The sequence below is a fragment of the Streptomyces sp. NPDC028991 genome (assembly GCF_055564775.1).
Genome location: NZ_JBVHVP010000001.1, coordinates 571,152 through 590,999, shown reverse-complemented (window position 1 = coordinate 590,999; position 19,848 = coordinate 571,152). Strand labels below are relative to the sequence as shown.

12 protein-coding genes and 1 pseudogene are annotated in these 19,848 nt (G+C 73.0%); 6 read left to right on the top strand and 7 right to left on the bottom strand.

Features of this window, described 5'->3' with window-relative positions:
- Positions 1 to 47: 47 nt before the first annotated feature.
- A pseudogene (locus ACZ4V1_RS02565) lies at positions 48 to 254 on the top strand (SDR family oxidoreductase); the annotation flags it as partial.
- A gap of 297 nt (positions 255 to 551) precedes the next feature.
- Entirely contained in the window at positions 552 to 1,706 is a 1,155-nt protein-coding gene (locus tag ACZ4V1_RS02560; RefSeq protein WP_468328319.1) for an alkaline phosphatase PhoX, read from the top strand.
- Positions 1,707 to 1,828: 122 nt separating this feature from the next.
- On the opposite strand, the gene ACZ4V1_RS02555 is transcribed toward ACZ4V1_RS02560, so the two are convergent.
- Positions 1,829 to 2,761, bottom strand: coding sequence for an oxidoreductase (locus ACZ4V1_RS02555; RefSeq protein WP_468328317.1), 933 nt, complete (start codon positions 2,759 to 2,761; stop codon positions 1,829 to 1,831).
- A 183-nt stretch (positions 2,762 to 2,944) separates the two neighbouring features.
- On the opposite strand from ACZ4V1_RS02555, the gene ACZ4V1_RS02550 reads away from it, so the two are divergent.
- Positions 2,945 to 3,409 (top strand): excalibur calcium-binding domain-containing protein, encoded by a 465-nt coding sequence (locus ACZ4V1_RS02550; RefSeq protein ID WP_468328315.1) that lies wholly within the window; start codon positions 2,945 to 2,947, stop codon positions 3,407 to 3,409.
- A gap of 31 nt (positions 3,410 to 3,440) precedes the next feature.
- On the opposite strand, the gene ACZ4V1_RS02545 is transcribed toward ACZ4V1_RS02550, so the two are convergent.
- Complete coding sequence (locus ACZ4V1_RS02545) at positions 3,441 to 4,643, bottom strand: acyltransferase family protein (RefSeq protein ID WP_468328313.1); 1,203 nt, start codon at positions 4,641 to 4,643, stop codon at positions 3,441 to 3,443.
- A gap of 310 nt (positions 4,644 to 4,953) precedes the next feature.
- Complete coding sequence (gene ppdK, locus ACZ4V1_RS02540) at positions 4,954 to 7,683, bottom strand: pyruvate, phosphate dikinase (RefSeq protein WP_468328311.1); 2,730 nt, start codon at positions 7,681 to 7,683, stop codon at positions 4,954 to 4,956.
- Between the two features lie 503 nt (positions 7,684 to 8,186).
- Between ppdK and ACZ4V1_RS02535 the strand changes: the two genes are divergently transcribed.
- Positions 8,187 to 9,947, top strand: coding sequence for an alkaline phosphatase family protein (locus ACZ4V1_RS02535; protein WP_468328309.1), 1,761 nt, complete (start codon positions 8,187 to 8,189; stop codon positions 9,945 to 9,947).
- On the opposite strand, the gene dusB is transcribed toward ACZ4V1_RS02535, so the two are convergent.
- Positions 9,948 to 11,114, bottom strand: a complete 1,167-nt coding sequence (gene dusB / locus ACZ4V1_RS02530; RefSeq protein WP_468328307.1) for a tRNA dihydrouridine synthase DusB — start codon at positions 11,112 to 11,114, stop codon at positions 9,948 to 9,950.
- Positions 11,115 to 11,221: 107 nt separating this feature from the next.
- On the opposite strand from dusB, the gene ACZ4V1_RS02525 reads away from it, so the two are divergent.
- Together ACZ4V1_RS02525 and ACZ4V1_RS02520 are read left to right on the top strand one after the other, a co-directional pair.
- Entirely contained in the window at positions 11,222 to 12,667 is a 1,446-nt protein-coding gene (locus ACZ4V1_RS02525) for an MFS transporter (protein WP_468328305.1), read from the top strand.
- A gap of 181 nt (positions 12,668 to 12,848) precedes the next feature.
- Positions 12,849 to 13,496: a hypothetical protein gene (locus tag ACZ4V1_RS02520; RefSeq protein WP_468328303.1), complete on the top strand. Its 648-nt coding sequence runs from the start codon at positions 12,849 to 12,851 to the stop codon at positions 13,494 to 13,496.
- A gap of 133 nt (positions 13,497 to 13,629) precedes the next feature.
- On the opposite strand, the gene ACZ4V1_RS02515 is transcribed toward ACZ4V1_RS02520, so the two are convergent.
- The 3 genes from ACZ4V1_RS02515 to ACZ4V1_RS02505 form a co-directional block, all read right to left on the bottom strand.
- A complete protein-coding gene (locus ACZ4V1_RS02515; protein ID WP_468328301.1) occupies positions 13,630 to 17,991 on the bottom strand; it encodes an HAD-IC family P-type ATPase in 4,362 nt (1,453 codons plus the stop codon).
- Between the two features lie 9 nt (positions 17,992 to 18,000).
- Positions 18,001 to 18,777, bottom strand: a complete 777-nt coding sequence (locus ACZ4V1_RS02510) for a hypothetical protein (protein WP_468328299.1) — start codon at positions 18,775 to 18,777, stop codon at positions 18,001 to 18,003.
- 94 nt (positions 18,778 to 18,871) lie between these two features.
- The gene (locus ACZ4V1_RS02505; RefSeq protein ID WP_468328297.1) at positions 18,872 to 19,774 is read right to left on the bottom strand and encodes an MmyB family transcriptional regulator; all 903 of its coding nucleotides are present in this window, start codon (positions 19,772 to 19,774) and stop codon (positions 18,872 to 18,874) included.
- Between the last annotated feature and the right edge of the window lie 74 nt (positions 19,775 to 19,848).

Below are 19,848 nucleotides of genomic sequence, written 5' to 3'. Positions count from 1 at the left end.
GCTTGATTGACCGGCCGTTTCAGCGGAGTCCCCGTGGCCGATGCCCCGTCAGCCCGGGTGCCACGGCGACCGCCATGTCCCTGCGGCCCGGCGAGACGGAGACGGAGCGGGCCGAACGGACGCGGAGCGAGACGCCGCTCGGCCGGGTCTCGGCGGTGGCGGAGGTCGCGGCCGCCGTGCTGTACCTGGTGTCGGACGACGCGGCGTCGGTGGTGGGCACCGACCCGGTGGTGGACGGCGGGCAGCCGGCCTGACTCCCGGGGCGGCTGTCGGTCACCCGCCGATCCCGGCCCGGTCCCCGCTTCGGCGGCCCCGCCACCGCCGCCCGCTTCGGCGTCCGCCTACCTCGTCAACGCGCGTTTCACCAGGCCGCGGACGCCCGGGTCGACGTTCAGCGCGGTGGCGGTGGATCGCTGAGGGCGCGCCGCCCGGCCGTCACCGCTTGTCCATGCACCGTCAATCGAGTGCCTCTAGGGTCCGTATCCGCAGTCCGTATCCGCACCCCCGTCGCCGTCCGGCGGCGGGGCCGGTCATGACCCCCGGAGGCAGCAGTGGAACGTCGTACCCTCCTGCGCACGGCCATCGTCGGCGGCTCGGCCGTCCTCGGCGGGACCCTGTGGCGCGGTGCCGCGTACGCCGCCCCCGCCCAGCCCGGCAGTGGCCCCTACGGGGCACTCGGCTCACCCGACGCCAACGGCCTCCGGCTGCCCGCCGGCTTCACCAGCAGGGTGATCGCCCGCTCCGGCCAGAAGGTCGCGGGCACGTCGTACACCTGGCACAACGCGCCGGACGGCGGCGCCTGCTTCACGGACGGCTCCGGCTGGATCTACGTCTCCAACTCGGAGATCAACCCCTCGGGCGGCGCCGGCGCGGTGCGGTTCTCGGCCACCGGGGCGATCACGTCGGCGTACCGCGTCCTGTCCGGCACCCGGCAGAACTGCGCGGGCGGCCGGACCCCGTGGAACACCTGGCTGTCCTGCGAGGAGGTGGACCGCGGTTACGTCTACGAGACCGACCCGTGGGGCGTGAAGGCCGCGGTGCGGCGGGACGCCATGGGCCGCTTCAAGCACGAGGCGGCGGCGGCCGACCCGGTCCGCGGAGTCGTGTACCTCACGGAGGACGTCAGCGACGGCTGCTTCTACCGCTTCCGCCCGACGACCTGGGGCGACCTGTCCTCCGGCACGCTGGAGGTCCTGGTCGCGGGCTCGGCCACCAGCGGCCCGGTGACCTGGGCGAGGGTCCCCGACCCGTCCGGCGCGACGGCCACCCGCCGCCAGGTCTCCGGCGCCAAGCGGTTCAACGGCGGCGAAGGCTGCCACTACGCCGACGACACCTGCTGGTTCACCACCAAGGGCGACAACCGGGTCTGGCAGTACAACGCGAGCGCCCAGACCATCGAACTGGCCTACGACGACTCCCTGGTGACGTCCGGCACGGCCCCGCTGACCGGCGTCGACAACGTCACCGGAAGCTCCTCCGGCGACCTGTTCGTGGCGGAGGACGGCGGCAGCATGGAGATCTGCGTGATCACCCCGAACGACGTGATCGCCCCCTTCCTGCGCATCGACGGCCAGTCCGGCTCGGAGATCACCGGCCCGGCGTTCTCGCCCGACGGCACGCGGCTGTACTTCTCCAGCCAGCGGGGGACGAGCGGGAGTTCGTCCGGCGGCATCACGTACGAGGTGCGCGGGCCGTTCCGGACCTAGGGGCGTGCCGTTCGGGCCTTGCCGGCGGGGTCGCGGGGACGGTCGCAAGGCGCCGTTCCCCCGAGCCGGCTGATCCGGACGCCCCCCGGTGGCCCGGTCCGCCGGCGGCCGGCCGGGGGCGTTCAGGCCTTCAGCGCCTCGTAGGTGACCCCGGTGAGCCGCTCGGAGGCGGCCCACAGCCGCTCGCCCATCGCGTCGTCGGTGGTCCAGGACGCCCGCCAGGACGGTGCGGGCGCCCCCCGCCACATCGCGAAGGACGGGCCGGTGAAGGAGTCGGAGGGGACGCCGGGCGCGGTCGCCGCGTACAGGACCGGCAGCGCGCCCGCCTCGGCGGGCTGGGCGACGACCCGGTTCGCGAGCACCATCAGCCGCTCGGCGAGCCGGCGCCCCTCGGCCCGGGGTCCGGCGGTATGGAGGTTGGTCGCCGCGTATCCCGGATGGGCGGCGACCGCACGCACGTCCGAGGCGCCCTCCCGTGCCGCGAGCCGGCGTGCCAGTTCGTGGGTGAAGAGCAGGTTGGCGGACTTCGAGCGGGCGTAGGCGGTCCAGCGCCCGTACCGGCGGACGTTGTTGAGGTCGCGGGGGTCGATGTTGGCGAGCGCGTGCAGAAAGCTGGAGACGGTCACGACCCGGGCACCCGGCGTGGCGAGCAGGGTGGGCAGCAGCAGCCCGGTGAGCGCGAAGTGGCCCAGGTGGTTGACGCCGAACTGGGTCTCGAAGCCGTCCGCCGTCGTGCCGTAGGGCAGCGCCATCACCCCGGCGTTGTTGACGAGCAGATCGACCCGGTCGTACGGCAGCCCGTACGCGAACTCCCGGACGGAGGCCAGGTCCCCGAGGTCCAGCCGCGCCAGTTCCACGACGGCGTCCGGCACCTCGCCGACGAGTCGGCGAACGGCCTCGCTCCCCCGTGGCTCGCTGCGGCAGGCGAGGACCACGCTCGCCCCCTTGCGCGCCAGTTCCCGGGCCACGACGTACCCGAGGCCGCTGCCGGCGCCGGTGACGACGGCGACGCGCCCGTCCAGGCCCGGCATGTCGCCCACGTTCCAGCCGGTCATCCGCGGCTCCTTCCCTGGTCCGGACCTCACTCACCGTACGCGCCCGGGGCTCCGGCGCGGAGAGCTACCGCCCGGTCACGTCACGTTCGCATCACGAGTCCTTCATAACGCCACCACATCTACTGCACCTCAATACGTTCGTCACCTCATATCCGCCCATCCACACCATTCCCGGGACTCTCGATGAACCTGCTCCGCAAGCCCGCCGCCGTGGCCGTCGCCGCGCTGGCCCTGGCCGCCCTGCCGACCGCCGCCCAGGCGCACGAAGGCACCCACCCCTTCAAGAACTGCACCGAGGCGTACGACGCCGGATACTCCGAGATCCAGAAGGGTGACGAGCACTACGGCGAGCACCTGGACCGCGACAACGACGGCGTCGGCTGCGACAAGCCGCCCGCCGACTTCGTGCCCGCCGGCGACAAGGACACCGACGACGGGGCCGGCTCCGGGGACTCCGGGAAGGACGAGAACTCCGGGAACGGCGACGCCGGCGCGGAAGAGGCCGCCGGGCAGCAGGGCACCGACCTGGCCGAGACCGGCGGCGACGACACCACGCCGTACATCGCGGCGGGCGGCGCGGCCGTCGTGCTCGCCGGTGGCGGACTGCTGCTGGCCGCGCGCCGGCGCCGGAGCGACGGCGCCGGCTGACGTCGCGCAAGACCGCCGGTGGCCCGCCCGCTCAGCGGCGGGGTGCCGGCGGCTCCAGGCTGAACGCGGCGCTGCTCAGCCGGCGCCGCATGGCCCGCGCCACCGGGCGCTCGACGAACCGCTGCACGACGTACGACAGCGCGACCAGACCGGCCACCGTGAGCACGACCACGACCCAGGGGTCGGCACGGTCGCCGAAGCGGTGCAGGACGTTCACGCCGATGGCGTCGTGCAGCAGGTACAGCGGGAAGGTCAGCGTGCCCGCGACGGTCAGTCCGCGCCAGCGGATCCGGCTGGTCCAGCCGAGGGCGACGGCGGCGATCAGCAGGAAGAAGACCGTGATCACCAGGACCAGCCAGCCACGCCCCGGCGACCAGACGTCCCAGTTGAGGCGGCCCCCGTCGGGCGTCAGCAGGTAGTGCAGCGCCACCAGCCACGACATGGCGACGATGCCCCAGAGCAGCGGTGTCGGCCGGTAGCGGTACATGAGGTAGAAGGCCGTGCCCGCGATGAAGTACGGGGCGGACGGCGGGTTGACCAGCAGTGTCAGCAGCCGGATGTCGGCCCCGGGTGCCAGCACCGCGGCGACCGTCCACAGCCCGCAGTAGATCACCACTCGCTGGTAGGTCAGGCCCTTCCACACCACGACCGCGAAGGTGAGGTAGAAGCAGAGCTCGGGCCAGAGCGTCCAGTAGACGGAGTCCAGGTGCTCCACGCCGAGCGGGGTCTGCAGCATCGTGAGATTGGCGAACAGCACGCGCGGGTGCGGGTGGCCGAACGGGTTGTCGGCGAAGTAGACCACGCACGCCGTGATCGCGATCGCCGCCCAGTACATCGGGTACAGCCGGGTGACCCGGGAGATGAAGAAGTCGCGCGGGGTGCGCCCCCACGCGCTCATGCAGATGACGAAGCCGCTGATCAGGAAGAACAGTTCGACGCCGAGCCGGCCGAACGCGAAGTAGCCGTGGGCCTCGGGGAAGACGTCCCCGACGGGGCGGCCCCAGATGGTCTGCATCGTGGAGGGCGCCTGGCCGACGAAGTGGAAGAAGACCACGGCCAGGGCCGCCAGGAACCGCAGTCCGTCGAGCGCCGCGAGCCGGTCCCTGCGGACGGGGGGCCCGGCCTCGGGCACCTTCGCCTCGGCGGCGGCCCGGGGACTCGGCACTCCGGATGCCTGCTCGCCGCCGCGCGCGGCGGTCGTACCGGCGGTCTCCCTGTGATCCGTCGAGGTCATCCAACCACCGTTCCGGTGTGGGCCGCTGTCCGCTGCCAGGGCTCTCAAACTTCGCTGACAGCTTCCTGCTGCTCAATGCACAGGAATTCACACCATCGAACACGTCACAAAGCCCCGGCACGCAGGCCCGGCACGACACGACATGGCACGGCCCGGCACGCAGGCCCGGCACGACACGGCACGACACGGCACGAAGGGCGGCACCCCCGCACAGGGTGCCGCCCTTTCCCGTGAACCGGAGCCGCCGCCGATCGTGAGGGTGGTCGGGTGACAGACGGCGGCTCCGGGGCTCTGGGCCCCTCTCAGGGGCTTACCGGTGGTCGCTGCCCTTCGACTGCGACGCCGCCCGGCCGGCCTCCAGCCGGGCCACCGGAATCCGGAACGGGGAGCAGGAGACGTAGTCCAGTCCGGCCTCGTGGAAGAAGTGGACCGACTCCGGGTCGCCCCCGTGCTCGCCGCAGACGCCGAGCTTCAGGTCGGGCCGGGTGGCGCGGCCCGCCTTCGCGGCGGCGGCGACCAGGGAGCCGACGCCGTCCTTGTCGATCGTCTCGAACGGGGAGACGCCGAAGATGCCCTTCTCCAGGTAGGCCGTGAAGAAGCTGGCCTCCACGTCGTCGCGGCTGAAGCCCCACACCGTCTGGGTCAGGTCGTTGGTGCCGAAGGAGAAGAACTCCGCGGCCTCCGCGATCTGACCGGCCGTCAGCGCGGCGCGCGGCAGCTCGATCATCGTGCCGATGGACAGCTTCAGCTTGGCGCCCGTGGCCGCCTCGACCTCGGCGATGACCTGGTCGGCCTCGTCGCGGACGATCTCCAGCTCCTGGACGGTGCCGACCAGCGGGATCATGATCTCGGCGCGCGGGTCGCCCTTGGCCGCCTTGCGCTCGGCCGCGGCCTCCGCGATGGCCCGCACCTGCATGGTGAACAGGCCGGGGATGACCAGGCCCAGGCGTACGCCGCGCAGGCCCAGCATCGGGTTCTGCTCGTGCAGGCGGTGCACGGCCTGGAGCAGGCGCAGCTCGTTCTCGTGCGGCTCCTGGCGGGACTCGGCGAGCGCCACGCGCACCGACAGCTCGGTGATGTCGGGCAGGAACTCGTGCAGCGGCGGGTCCAGGAGGCGCACGGTGACCGGGAGGCCGTCCATCGCCTCGAACAGCTCGACGAAGTCCCGCTTCTGGAGCGGGAGCAGCGCCTTCAGCGACTCCTCGCGCTCGTCCTGGGTGTCGGCGAGGATCAGCCGCTCCACCAGCTCGCGCCGGTCGCCGAGGAACATGTGCTCGGTGCGGCACAGGCCGATGCCCTGGGCGCCGAACCGGCGGGCGCGCAGCGCGTCCTCGGCGTTGTCGGCGTTGGCGCGCACCCGCAGCCGGCGCTTGCGGTCGGCGAAGGCCATGATGCGGTGCACGGCCTCGACCAGTTCGTCGGCGTCCTCGGCACCGGCGTGCATGCGGCCCTCGAAGTACTCGACGACCGGCGACGGCACGACCGGGACCTCGCCCAGGTAGACCTTGCCGGAGGAGCCGTCGATGGAGATGACGTCGCCCTCCTCGACGACGTGCCCGCCGGGCACGGTCATCCGGCGGCGCTTGGTGTCGACCTCCAGCTCCTCGGCGCCGCAGACGCAGGTCTTGCCCATGCCGCGCGCGACGACGGCCGCGTGGGAGGTCTTGCCGCCGCGCGAGGTGAGGATGCCCTCGGCGGCGATCATGCCGTCCAGGTCGTCGGGGTTGGTCTCGCGGCGCACCAGGATGACCTTCTCGCCGGAGCGGGACCACTTCACCGCGGTGTACGAGTCGAAGACCGCCTTGCCGACCGCCGCGCCCGGCGAGGCCGCGATGCCCCGGCCGACCTTCTCGACCTTGGCGTCGTCGTCGAAGCGCGGGAACATCAGCTGGGCCAGCTGGGCGCCGTTGACGCGCTGGAGGGCCTCCGCCTCGTCGATCAGGCCCTGGTCGACGAGCTGGGTGGCGATGCGGAAGGCCGCGCCCGCCGTGCGCTTGCCGACGCGGGTCTGGAGCATCCACAGCTGGCCGCGCTCGATGGTGAACTCGATGTCGCAGAGGTCCAGGTAGTGGTTCTCCAGCGTCTCCATGATCTGCATCAGCTGGTCGTACGACTTCTTGTCGATCCGCTCCAGCTCCGCCAGCGGGACGGTGTTGCGGATGCCGGCGACGACGTCCTCGCCCTGGGCGTTCTGGAGGTAGTCGCCGTAGACGCCCTGGTGGCCGGAGGCGGGGTCGCGGGTGAAGGCGACGCCGGTGCCGGAGTCGGGGCCCAGGTTGCCGAAGACCATGGAGCAGACGTTGACGGCGGTGCCGAGGTCGTGCGGGATGCGCTCCTGGCGGCGGTAGAGCTTGGCGCGTTCGCCGTTCCAGGAGTCGAAGACGGCCTTGATGGCGAGGTCCATCTGCTCGCGCGGGTCCTGCGGGAAGTCCCGGCCGGCCTCCGCCTTGACGATCTTCTTGAACCTGGTGACCAGCTTCTTGAGGTCGGCGGCCTCCAGCTCGGTGTCGACCGCGACCTTCTTGGCCGTCTTCGCCGCCTCCAGCGCCTCCTCGAAGAGGTCGCCGTCGACGCCGAGGACGGTCTTGCCGAACATCTGGATCAGGCGGCGGTAGGAGTCCCAGGCGAAGCGGTCGTCCCCGGCCTGCTCGGCCAGGCCCCGCACCGACTTGTCGGAGAGGCCGATGTTGAGGACCGTGTCCATCATGCCGGGCATGGAGAACTTGGCTCCGGAGCGGACCGACACGAGGAGGGGGTCGTCGGCCTGGCCGAGCTTCTTGCCCATCTTCGCTTCGAGGGCGTCGAGGTGCGCACTCACCTCGTCACGCAGTGCCGCCGGCTCCTCGCCGCTGTCGAGGTAGGTCTTGCAGGCCTCGGTGGTGATGGTGAAGCCGGGAGGGACCGGAAGACCCAGGTTGGTCATCTCGGCGAGGTTGGCGCCCTTGCCGCCGAGGAGGTCCTTGAGGTCCTTGTTGCCCTCGGTGAAGTCGTAAACGAACTTGGTGACGTTCGCTACCTGGGGTTCTTTGTTTTCCGACACGGGTCTCGACTCCTCGAGGACGCGGTGGCTGCCCTGACGGCGAGGAATGTACCCAGATCAAAGGCACCTGGGTACGTCCACTTGCGCGTCATGCGCCTGTAACCACTCGTCCGCCAGCGGATCGAAAGTCAAGGCTTGGCAAGCGACCGAGGGATTGTGTTTTCACTTCTTGAACGAAGGGACTCACGAAAGCGCCACCGATCGCTCACATGAGCGCCAATCCATTCGTTTGAGTTCGATCGATGAACGATCAAGCCGTGGCACTCAGTGCCACACCTTGAGGAAGTGGAATCGCCCAAGATCCGCTCATCTGAGCGCTACCCCTATCAGAGGTGGCGAGAATCACGCTGCCACAGGCCGCCCGATTTCACCATGCGGACGTGTGCGGACGTGATCGCACCCGTGGTGAACACACCGCCCGCGGCGGACGTACGAGAGTGCGGCGGGCCCGGCCCCCTCGCCGGGCCCGCCGTCCACCGGGTTACGTACGGAAGGACCTTCGGGTGCCTGTCATCACGCCTTTCCGCCGGCCACCGCGGACCGCCGAGGACCCCGACGCACCCGAACCCGCCGCGCTGCCGTCCCTCAAGGCCCGGCTGGCCCACCGGCGTGCCTGGCGTACCCGGCACCCCCGCGCCGCCCTCGCCGTCCGCCGGACCACGACCGCCCTCGCCGCCGCCCTCGTACTCGGGGCGCTGCTGCTGCCGAACACCCTGGCCGCGCTGGAGCCCAACCGGTTCGCCCGCATCCCCGCGGAGGCGGTCATCGCAGCGGTGCTGCTGCTCTGCCTGCCGCGTGTGCCGCGCCTGGTGCTGGCGGCGCTCTTCGGGCTCGTCCTCGGCGCGCTGACCGTGCTGAACCTGCTCGACATGGGCTTCACCGAGTACCTGGGGCGCGGCTTCAACGTCGTCCTGGACTGGGGGCTGCTGGACGACGCCCAGTCGTACGTGGCGGACTCGATGGGCGGGGCGGCGGCGGCCTGGGCCGCGGTGGGCGCCGCCGTGGGAGTCCTGCTGCTGCTGGTGCTCATGGCGCTCGCGGCGGTCCGGCTCGGCGAGCTGCTCGCCGCGCACCGGGAGCGGGCCGCCCGGGGCGCGCTGCTGGCGGCCACCGTGTGGATGACGTGCGTGGCGCTGGGCGTGCAGACCTTCGGCGTGCCGGTCGCCACCAGGAGCGCCTCCGGGGCGCTGGAGGCGCAGGCGCGCCGGGTGGCGGACACGCTGCGGGACGAGGCGGCCTTCGCGAAGGAGGCGAGGACCGACCGCTTCGGCGCCACGCCCGGCGCGCAGCTGGTGCCGGACCTGCGCGGCAAGGACGTGATCTTCGCGTTCATCGAGAGCTACGGCCGCAGCGCCCTCGAGGACCCGGTCATGGCACCGGGTGTCGGCCGGACGCTCGGCACCGGCACGAAGGCGCTGGCCGAGGCGGGCTTCCGGGCGCGGAGCGGCTGGCTGACCTCGTCGACGTACGGCGGCAGCAGCTGGCTCGGTCACTCCACGTTCATGTCGGGCCTGTGGGTCGACAACCAGCAGCGCTACCGCACCGTCACCGCCGGCGACCACCTCACGCTCACCAAGGCGTTCGGGAAGACCGGCGCCTGGGACACCGTCGGCGTCATGCCGGGTGTGCAGAAGACCTGGCCGGAGGCCGAGTGGTACGGCCTCGACAAGGTCTACGACGCCTTCGACGTCGGCTACGAGGGGCCGAAGTTCAGCTGGTCCACCATGCCGGACCAGTACGCGCTCGAGGCCTTCCAGCGCCTGGAGCACGGCAGGGAGCGGGACAAGCCGCTGATGGCGGAGATCATCCTGACCTCCAGCCACCAGCCGTGGGCGCCGCTCCCCGAGATGGTCGGCTGGGACGAGATCGGCGACGGGTCGGTGTACGACGGCATCGAGGCGTCGGGTGTGAAGGCGTCGGACGTCATCGCCGACTCCACCCGCTCGAAGGAGCAGTACGGCAAGTCGGTCGAGTACTCGGTCACCAGCCTCACCCAGTGGCTGGAGCGCTACGGCACCGACGACACGGTCCTCGTCTTCCTCGGCGACCACGAGCCGATCACGCGCGTCACCGGCGACAAGACGAGCCGGGACGTCCCCGTCTCGATCGTCGCCAAGGACCCGAAGGTGCTCGACGCGATCGACGACTGGAACTGGACGGAGGGGCTCGAGCCCGCCCGGGACGCCCCGGTGTGGAAGATGAGCTCCTTCCGCGACCGCTTCCTGACGGCCTACGGCTCGACCCCGCACCCCTCCGGCGGCTGATCAGCCGCCGGAGGTGTCCAGTTCCGCGTCCTCGCCGATGCCCGCGCAGTCGTACGGGTCCTTCAGCCAGCCGTCCGGCAGGACCACCCGGTTGTTGCCGGAGGTGCGGCCGCGGGGGCCGTCGGCGCCGGTGGGCCACGGCTGGTCGAGGTCCAGCTCGTCGAGCCCGGCGCGCAGCGCCTCCAGGGAGGAGGTGACGGCCAGCCGCTTGCGCATCTCGGAGCCGACCGCGAAGCCCTTGAGGTACCAGGCGACGTGCTTGCGGAAGTCGATGACGCCGCGCGCCTCGTCGCCGATCCACTCGCCGAGCAGGGCGGCGTGCCGGACCATCACGTCGGCGACCTCGCGCAGCGTGGGCCGTACGTAGGCGTCCGTGCGGCCCTCGAAGGCGGCCACCAGGTCGGCGAAGAGCCACGGCCGCCCCAGGCACCCGCGCCCGACCACGACGCCGTCGCAGCCGGTCTCCCGCACCATCCGCAGCGCGTCCTCGGCGGACCAGATGTCGCCGTTGCCGAGCACGGGGATCTCCGGGACGTGCTCCTTGAGGCGGGCGATGGCGTCCCAGTCGGCGGTGCCGCCGTAGTGCTGGGCGGTGGTGCGGCCGTGCAGGGCGATGGCACTCACGCCCTCCTCGACGGCGATGCGGCCGGCGTCGAGGCAGGTGAGGTGGTCGTCGTCGATGCCCTTGCGCATCTTCATGGTGACGGGCAGGTCGCCGGCGCCGGTGACGGCCTCGCGGACGATGGCCCGCAGCAGGTTCCGCTTGTACGGGAGGGCCGAGCCGCCGCCCTTGCGGGTCACCTTGGGCACGGGGCAGCCGAAGTTCAGGTCGATGTGATCGGCGAGGCCCTCCTCCGCGATCATGCGGACGGCCTTGCCGACGGTCACCGGGTCGACGCCGTACAACTGGATCGAGCGCGGCGTCTCGGTCGCGTCGAAGTGGATCAGCTGCATGGTCTTCTCATTGCGCTCGACCAGCGCCCGGGTGGTGATCATCTCGCTCACGAACAGGCCCTTGCCCCCGCTGAACTCCCTGCACAGCGTGCGGAAGGGCGCGTTGGTGATCCCCGCCATCGGCGCCAGTACGACGGGCGGCGCGACGGTGTGCGGGCCGATCCGCAACGGCCGGGAGGTGGTGCTGGGGAGGGGCGTGGTGGGCGTGGACATTCCTCCATTGTCACGTACGCGGGGCAGTGCTCGCCGAGCGGTGGAACCGAAGATCATGTATCGGTCATTAGTTAACCGCACTATCGAAACGGGCTACGATGGCGGCCATGCCGGAGCTCACCCACCGCCGCCGTCTGCTCGTGCTCGCCGTCTGCTGCATGAGCCTGCTGATCGTGAGCATCGACAACACGATCCTCAACGTGGCCCTGCCCTCCATGCAGCGCGATCTCCACGCGAGCACGTCGGGGCTGCAGTGGGCGATCGACGCGTACACGCTGGTACTGGCCGCGCTGCTGATGCTCGCCGGGTCCACGGCCGACCGGATCGGCCGCAAGCGGGTCTTCATGACCGGCCTGGCCGTCTTCACCCTCGGCTCACTGCTGTGCTCGCTGGCGCCGGACCTGTCGTCGCTGGTCGTGTTCCGGATGATCCAGGCGGTGGGCGGCTCCATGCTCAACCCGGTCGCCATGTCGATCATCACCAACACCTTCACCGACCCCCGGGAACGCGCCCGCGCGATCGGGGTCTGGGGCGCGGTGGTCGGCATCTCCATGGCCGCCGGCCCGCTGGTGGGCGGCGTACTGGTGGAGTCGGTCGGCTGGCGCTCGATCTTCTGGGTCAACCTGCCGGTGGGCCTCGCGGCCCTCCTCCTCACCCTGCGCCACGTCCCCGAGTCCCGCGCGCCGAGGGCCCGCCGCCCGGACCCGTTGGGCCAGCTGATGGTGATCGTGCTGTTCGGCTCGCTGACGTACGCCATCATCGAGGCGCCGCACACCGGGCTCGCGACGGTACTGCCCTTCGCCGCGCTGGCCCTGGCCGCCCTGCTCGGTCTCCTGCTGTACGAACCCCGCCGCGCCGAGCCCCTCATCGACCTGCGCTTCTTCCGGTCGGTGCCGTTCAGCGGGGCCACCGTCACAGCGGTCAGCGCGTTCGCCGCGCTGGGCGGCTTCCTCTTCCTGTCCACGCTGTACCTGCAGAACGTGCGCGGGCTGAGCGCCCTGCACGCCGGGCTGTGGATGCTGCCGATGGCCGTGCCGACCTTCCTGTGCGCCCCGCTGTCCGGGCGGCTGGTCGGCAGCCGGGGACCGCGGCTGCCGCTGCTGATCGCGGGCGGCGCGCTGACCGCGAGCGGGGTGCTGTTCGCCGCCTTCGAGGCCGAGACGTCCGACGTCACCCTCTTCCTCGGCTACGTGCTGTTCGGCGTCGGCTTCGGTTTCGTCAACGCGCCCATCACCAACACCGCCGTCTCCGGCATGCCCCGCGCGCAGGCCGGGGTCGCCGCCGCCGTCGCCTCCACCAGCCGCCAGTTGGGCCAGACCCTCGGCGTGGCGGTGGTCGGCGCGGTGCTGGCGGCGGGCGTGGGCGCGTCGTCATACCGCGACGCCTTCGTCTCCGCGGCCCGCCCCGGCTGGTGGATCCTGGCCGGCTGCGGCCTCGCGGTCCTGGTCCTCGGCGCCGTCGCCAACGGCGGCTGGGCCCGCCGCACCGCCGAACGCACCGCCGGGCGGCTGGAGTCGGCGCAGGCCCGGGAGGCGGCGGGCGTGAAAGCCTGACCTGGGCAGCGGCCGGCGCGGCCGGGCCGGAGCCCCGCACCCCGGGCATCAGGAGGGCGGCCCGGCTGCTCCCCCGGTAGCAGGGCAGACCTCGTCCGCCCGGCGGATGGTCGCGCGCACCTCCGCGGCGCACAGTGGGCGGTGTCCGAGCGATCAACCGGCCACAGGAGAGGGGTGCGGAATGCTGCTGATCGAGGTTTTCGTCCCCAAGGGGACCCTGAGCGAGGAGGAGCGGCAGGCGCTGGCGCACCGGCTCGTCGACACGCTCATGGTCGAGGACGACGGCCACGCCATCGAGATCATCGAGGCCCAGCGCACGCTCACCCAGGTACTCGTGCACGAACCCGCCACCTGGGTGCTCGGCCGGCGGCCGGCCGCGGACCCGGCCGACCCGCCCCGTTACCTGGTGCGGGTCACCGTCCCGGCATCGTGGCGCAAGGAGATGAGCGGCCACACGGTGGAGACCGTCACCGGTGTGCTGGCCGAGACCGAACGGGCCGCCGGCCGTGACCCGGAGCGGGTGCGGCGCGAACCGGACGCCGTCATCCTCGTGGACGGCATCTCCGAGGGCGGTATCGGGATCCACGGCAAGGCCATGAGCAGCCTGGACCTCACGGAACTCGTCTCGCGCCCCTACCGCGACCACGCCGAATCCCGGCCGGCACCCGAGCCACCGGAAGGCCGGCTGATCGACCCGGTCTGCGGCATGAGTGTCGACCTCGACGACTCCCCGCTCACGCTGGTGCACCAAGGGGTCCTGTACGGCTTCTGCCACGGTCTGTGCCGACGGTCCTTCGCGGACGAGCACGGGGTGCCGCTCGGCCGGTAGCGGGCGGCGTCCGCCGGGGAACGGCTCCGGCGCCGGGCTCAGCGCGCGCTCGGCCGGTAGCGGGCGGCATACCCCGGGAAGCCGCTCGGCCGGTAGCGGGCGGCGTCCGCCGGGGAACGGCTCCGGCGCCGGCTCAGCGCGCGAGGACCGGCAGCCGTTCCGTCACCTTCGGCCAGTACCTCACGACCGTCTCCTCCATCCGCGGCAGCGCTCGCTGCCCCGCCAGTGCCAGGACGATGGCCGCCGTCACGCCCGCCCAGGCGAGGGGCCCCAGCGGCGTGCAGCCGAAGAGCTGGCTGGCGCCCGGCGTCTGGACCAGGGCGACCAGCGCGGCGGCGGAGCCCAGCGACGTGACCTGCACCAGGCGGCTGCCGCGGCGGTCGGCGAGGGTCTGGGCGAGCTGGGTGCCGACCACGGCGCACAGGGCCATCGTCGTCGAGCGGCGCCGCGTGCCCGGCGTGAAGCGGCCGAAGAGCCAGGCCGCGGTAGCGCCGAGGGCCGTGGTCATCGCCCGGTGCCGGATCTGGCGGATCAGGGGCTCGCCCAGTACCGCCGTACCGAGCGGAGTCCCCGCGTCGTCCTCCTCCTGCTCGGGGTCGCCGGTCTCCGTCACCGCCACCGCCATCGCGGGGAACAGGTCCGTGAAGAGGTTGACCAGCAGCATCTGACGGGTGGACAGCGGGGCGGAGCCGCCCAGGACGGTGCCGAGGATGCCGAAGCCGACCTCGCCCGCGTTGCCGCCGATCAGGATGGCGATGGCGTCGGCGACGCTGTGCCACAGCGCCCGGCCCTCCCGGACCGCCTCCACCAGGACCAGCAGGTCGTCGCCCGTGACCACCAGGTCGGCGGCGTTGCGGGCGGCGGCCGAGCCGCGGGCGCTGATGCCGACGCCGATGTCGGCGGCGCGGATGGCGGCGGCGTCGTTGGCCCCGTCGCCGACCATGCCGACGACCCGCCCGGCGTCCCGCAGCGACTCGACGACCTGGAGCTTCTGCTCGGGCGCCACTCGGGCGACGACGTCCGCGTCGCGCAGCATCCGCGAGCGCGCCGAGCGGTCCGCGGCGGCGATCTCGTCACCCGTGACCACGACCGCGTCCTCGGGCCAGCCCAGGTCGACGGCGATGGCGTGGGCGGTCTGCGGATGGTCGCCGGTCAGCACCACGGGACGTACGCCTGCCTCGCGCAGCCCGCGCACCAGCGCCGGGGACGTCTCGCGCGCCACGTCGGCCAGCCCGAGCATCCCCGTGAACTCCAGCTTCTCCGGATCCTGTTCGAGGACGTCGGCCGCCTTCTCCCCCTTGCGCAGGGGCCGGCTGGCCACCGCGATGATGCGCAGCCCGTCGCGGGCCAGCGTCTGCGCCACCTCCGAGGCGTGCGAGGGCAGGTCGGCGCAGGCGGGCAGCACCGTCTCCGGGGCGCCCTTGACCACCAGCACCGGAGCTCCGTCCCCGTCCCGTCCGACGGCGGCGGCGTAGCCGCGCGAGGTCTCGAAGGGCAGGCCCTCCTCCTGCGTCCACCCGGGGTCGTCCCCGGCGGCGTCCAGGACGGCCTCGTCGGTGGCGTGGGTGGGCCGGGCGCCGTCGCCGTTGAGGCGGGGGCAGGCGCGCGCCGCGACCCGTACGGCGTCGGCGGCGTCCGGGTCGGCCGCCTTGCGGACCGTGCCGTCGGCGCCCGCCACCCGCGACACCCGCAGCTTGTTCTCGGTGAGCGTGCCGGTCTTGTCGAAGCAGATGGTGTCCATGCGGCCCAGTGCCTCCAGCGTGCGCGGGGTGCGCACGAGGACGCCGCGGCGGCTGAGCCGGCGGGCCGCCGCGAGCTGGGCCACCGTCGCCACCAGCGGCAGCCCCTCGGGCACGGCGGCCACCGCCACCGACACACCGCCGGCGACGGCCTGCCGGATCGGCGTCCCGCGCAGCAGCGAGAGGCCGGTCACCGCAGCCCCGCCGGCCAGCGTCAGCGGCAGCGCCTTGCGGGTCAGCTCCTGGAGCCTGGCCTGCACTCCGGCCGCCGAGGGCGTACGGGCGGCCAGCGAGACCGCCCGCGCGGCCTCGGTGTGCTCCCCCGTGTCCACGACGACCGCCTGGGCGCGGCCGGCCACCACGGTCGTGCCCTCGAAGACCATGCAGTGCCGTTCGGCCACGGGGGCGTTCGCCACCGGGTCCACGCACTTGTCCACCGGCAGCGACTCGCCGGTGAGCGCGGACTCGTCGACCTCCAGGCCGTCCTCCCACAGCAGCCGGGCGTCGGCGGGCACGACGTCGTCCGCCTTGAGTTCGACGATGTGGCCCGGATGCAGTTTGGCGGCGTCCACGACGAGCGGCTCGGCCGACGGGTCGTGCGTCTCCTCCTCGGCGACCCGCGCCTTCTGCTTCTGCTGCGCGAGCAGCCCGGACAGCGCCCGCTCGGCCCGCAGCCGCTGGAAGCCGCCGACCATCGCGTTCAAGTCGAGCGCGCCGACGACCAGCAGCGCGTCCATGACGGAGCCGAGGATCGCCTCGGCGGCCGAACCGACCGCCAGCACCGGTGTGAGCGGATCGTCCAGCTCGCCCCGTACGGCCTGTCCCAGCTGCCACGTCCACTTCACCGGGGCGAGCACGGGGAAGCGGCCCGCCCGGTCGGCCACCGCGCGCGTCCTGGCAGCCAGCTGCTCGGCGAGGGACGGCTCCGGCTCCTTCTCCCGCGCCAGGCGTTCCCGCACGCCCGTGGGGTCCAGCGTGTGCCACGCCACCCGCGCCCGGGGGCGCGGGGCGCGGGCCATCGCCACGCCGAGCGCGGCACGCGTCCCGGAAAGCAGGGCCGCCGCCGCGCTCACGTCGACGGGCGCGTGCCGCAGCCCGGGCAGCGCCGAATAGCCGCCCTTGCCACCGTTCTTGCTCTTTTCGCGTGCCTCGCCGACCGCGACCAGCAGCCCGGACAGCGCGGCCCCGGACCGGGCCAGCGTCTGCGACCGGCGCCCGATCGCGCGGGCCGCCGGCACCGCCCGCAGCAGCCGCCACACGTCGGCGAGTCCTTGCGGAGCGATCACGTCCGCACCCCAGGCCACCGGGGCGTCCGCGTCGGCCAGCGCGACGGCCACGTCCCCGCCGAGCAGCCCGGCCGTCATCGTCTCGTCGTCGCCGGGCCGGGGCCGTACGACGGTGATCACGCCGCCCTCGGCGCGCAGTTCGTCCACGACGTCCCTGAGCGGGCGCTTGGCGCTGACGACCTGGTCCGCGAGACCGGTGAAGTCGGCCAGCGCCGGGTCCTTCACCATCACCACGCGCAGTCCCGCGCGCCGCGCCGCGTCCAGCACGTCCTCGGTCCACGGGTCGGCGCCCGCGTCCGGCGCCCGCAAGGCGCTGGGGTGCAGGACGACGGTGGCCGCCATCTCCAGCTGCCGCAGCCGTTCGGGGTCGCGCACGAGCACACCGGTACGCGACAGCGCGGCGCTCAGTACGGCGTGGAAGGCGGCGGGCCCGTAGCGCGCGGCCTTGGGCGAGCCGGCCAGTACCGCCTCGGCGGCCTCGGCCACGTCGTGCTTGACCAGCAGGGTCGCCACCGCGCCCGCCACACTGCCGGTCGAGGCGTGGGCGGCGTAGTTCTGCGCCGGGGAGCTCTGCAGCGGCGGGCGCAGGGCGGGGTCGGCGGGCAGGCTGATCCGGTCCGGAGCGCACAGCCGGTCGTGTACGACCTCGAAGGTCGCCGTCCGGGTCACCGCCTCCGTCAGCTGGCAGACGCGGAGCGCCCCGTCGAGCACCAAGGAGGTGTAGCTCTGGCCGGCGCCGTGCACGGCGGCGTTGGCTGCGGCCATGGCCACGTCCATGCCTTGGGCGCCAAGGCGTTCGCGCAGCCAGGCGCGGAAAGTCGGGTTCTCGCGCAGCAGCGTCGCCACGGCCGTCACCAGGCGGGGCGAGGGCGGCAACCGCAGGCGCGCGCCGGTCACGGCGGCGGCGATGCCCAGCATGTCGGCCCCGAGGGCCGTGGCGGCGACGCGCACGGAGGCCGGGTCGCCGGGGTGGGCCAGTTCCTCCACCGGATCGTCCGGGCCCGGTCCGTCCGCCCGGGTCAGTCCGTGCTGTTCGGCCAGTTCGGTGGCCCGGTCCACCACCCGGTCGGTGAGTGCTTCCTCGGTCGCGGTCACCACCAGCCGGGCGAGACCGGTGTCCCAGTAGGCGAGCACCACGTCCGGGTGCTCGGCCAGTGCCGCCGCCACCCGTCGCGCCACGCGTTCCGTGCCGCCCGCCCGGCGCACCTTCTCCGTCGCGGCCGGCCGGAGTGCGAGGTGCGCCCGGGATCCGGCCCGCCAGTCACGGGTGCCGCCCGGCAGCGCGGCACGGGCGACCCGTGCCGCGCGCGCCGCGAAGTCGGCGCCGCGCACACCGGCCCGCGCGGTGCCCGCCACCGCGCCGGCCGCGGCACCCACCGCGGGCGCGGTGCCGCGCGCGAGCAGCCGGGGCCCGGCCAGCACAATCCCGGTGACGGCGCCCTGGGAACGCGTCAGAAGTCCACCGACCATCGTTGTCTCTCAGCCCGCCTTTCGTGTGGACGCGGCCGTCTTCTTGCTCCGGCTGCGGGAGGACGTACCACGGGCAGGACCGGACGTGGCCTTCTTCGCGGTGCTCTTCTTGGCGGAACTCTTCTTGGGCGCGCTCTTCTTGGCCGCGCTCTTCTTCGCCGCGCTTTTCGCGGTGGTGCTCTCCGCGGCGGTGCTTTTCGCGGCGGTGCTTTTCGCGGCGGCCTTCTTGGCGGTGCTCTTCGCCGCGTTGCTCGTCGCCGCTGTGCTCTTCGCCGCGGTCTTCTTGGCGGGGCCCGTCTTCGCGGCGCCCTTCGTCGCGGGGCTCTTCGTCGCGGGGCTCTTCCGGGTGGCGGTCTGTGTCGCGGTCTTCTTGGCGGGGCTCCGCCGCGCGGGGCTCTTCTTCGCCGAACCCGTTCCGGCCGTACGCGTTTCCGCCGTACCGGCCTTCGCCGAACCGCGGTCCCCACCACCGCCCGACTCCTTCGCCCCGTTCTGGAGCACCCGCGCGGCCTCCGCCTCCGGCGACGCCTGCGGCCGCGGCCGCGTCAGCCACGCCACCGCCGCCCCGGTGGCCGCCACCGGCCACTCCACCAACCCGGCGATGCCCAGCACCCCGGCCCCCGTGTACACGAGCGCGCGCCGCCCGCGCGGCGACACGGCCCCGATCCTGTCCAACGTGCCCTCGGCGGCCCTGCCGACCGTCCCGGCGCCCGGAACCTTCCGCAGCGCCGACGCGGCCGCGTGCAGCGGCCTCGGGAGCGTCTGCGCCGATTTCTGCTCAGCCATGACTGTTCGTCCTCGCCTGTGCAAGCTTGTGCAAGCTGTGGAAACCCTGGAACATCACCTTCCGCACTTCTCCGGGTTCCCGCACTTCGGGCACTCACCCCGACGATGTCGGCCCGCGCTCCAGAGCGATCGCGTGCAGCCTCTCCAGCCGTTCCCGGGAGGTCTCGTCGGCCGGCGCGTAGGTCACCATCCTGGGTCCGGCCTCGGGGCCGAGCCACAGGTCCGTGTGGTCGACGCGGACCCGGCCGACGTACCGGTTGAGGAACTCCTTGCGCTTGCCGCGGTGCGCGACGACCTCGTGCCGGTCCCAGGCCTGCCGGAATTCGGGCGACTGGGCGCTCAGCCGCTTGAGCAGCACCTTCCAGGCGGGCTCGCCGAGGTGACCGGCCATCGACGCGCGGAACCGGGCGGCCATCACCCGCTGGGTCTCCTCCAGATGGACGATCGAGGAGCGCCACTCGTCGTGGGTGAAGCTCAGGACCATGCAGTTGCGGTCCTCGGGCGGCACGGTCTCGAGGTCGCACAGCAGCAGTCCGTACGTGCGGTTGTGGGCGAGGATGTCGTACCGGCTGTTCTGCACGCAGGCGGGGTACGGCTCGAACTGCTCCAGCACCGCGCGCAGCGCCGGCGTGACGGACGGGCAGGCCGTCGCCGGCGTCGGGTCGACCGCTCCGGCCAGTTGGAAGAGGTGGGCGCGCTCGGTGGGGTCGAGCAGCAGGGCGCGGGCGAGCGCGTCGAGGACCTGCACGGAGACCTGGATGTCACGGGCCTGCTCCAGCCAGGTGTACCAGGTGACGCCGACGGCCGAGAGCTGGGCGACCTCCTCGCGCCGCAGCCCCGGTGTACGGCGCCGACGGCCGCGGGGCAGCCCGACCTGCTCGGGGGCGATGCGTTCGCGGCGGCTGCGCAGGAAGGCGGCGAGTTCGTGCCGCCGGACCTCCGAGCCCGGGTCCCGGGGCCGGGGGCGGGGGACCGTCTCCTGGGCTGTCGTCGTCATGCTTCCAGGGTGCCGCGCCCCGGACCCTGTTGCCAGGTACTTCTTCTACCAGGACAAGGACACTCTGGTACCAC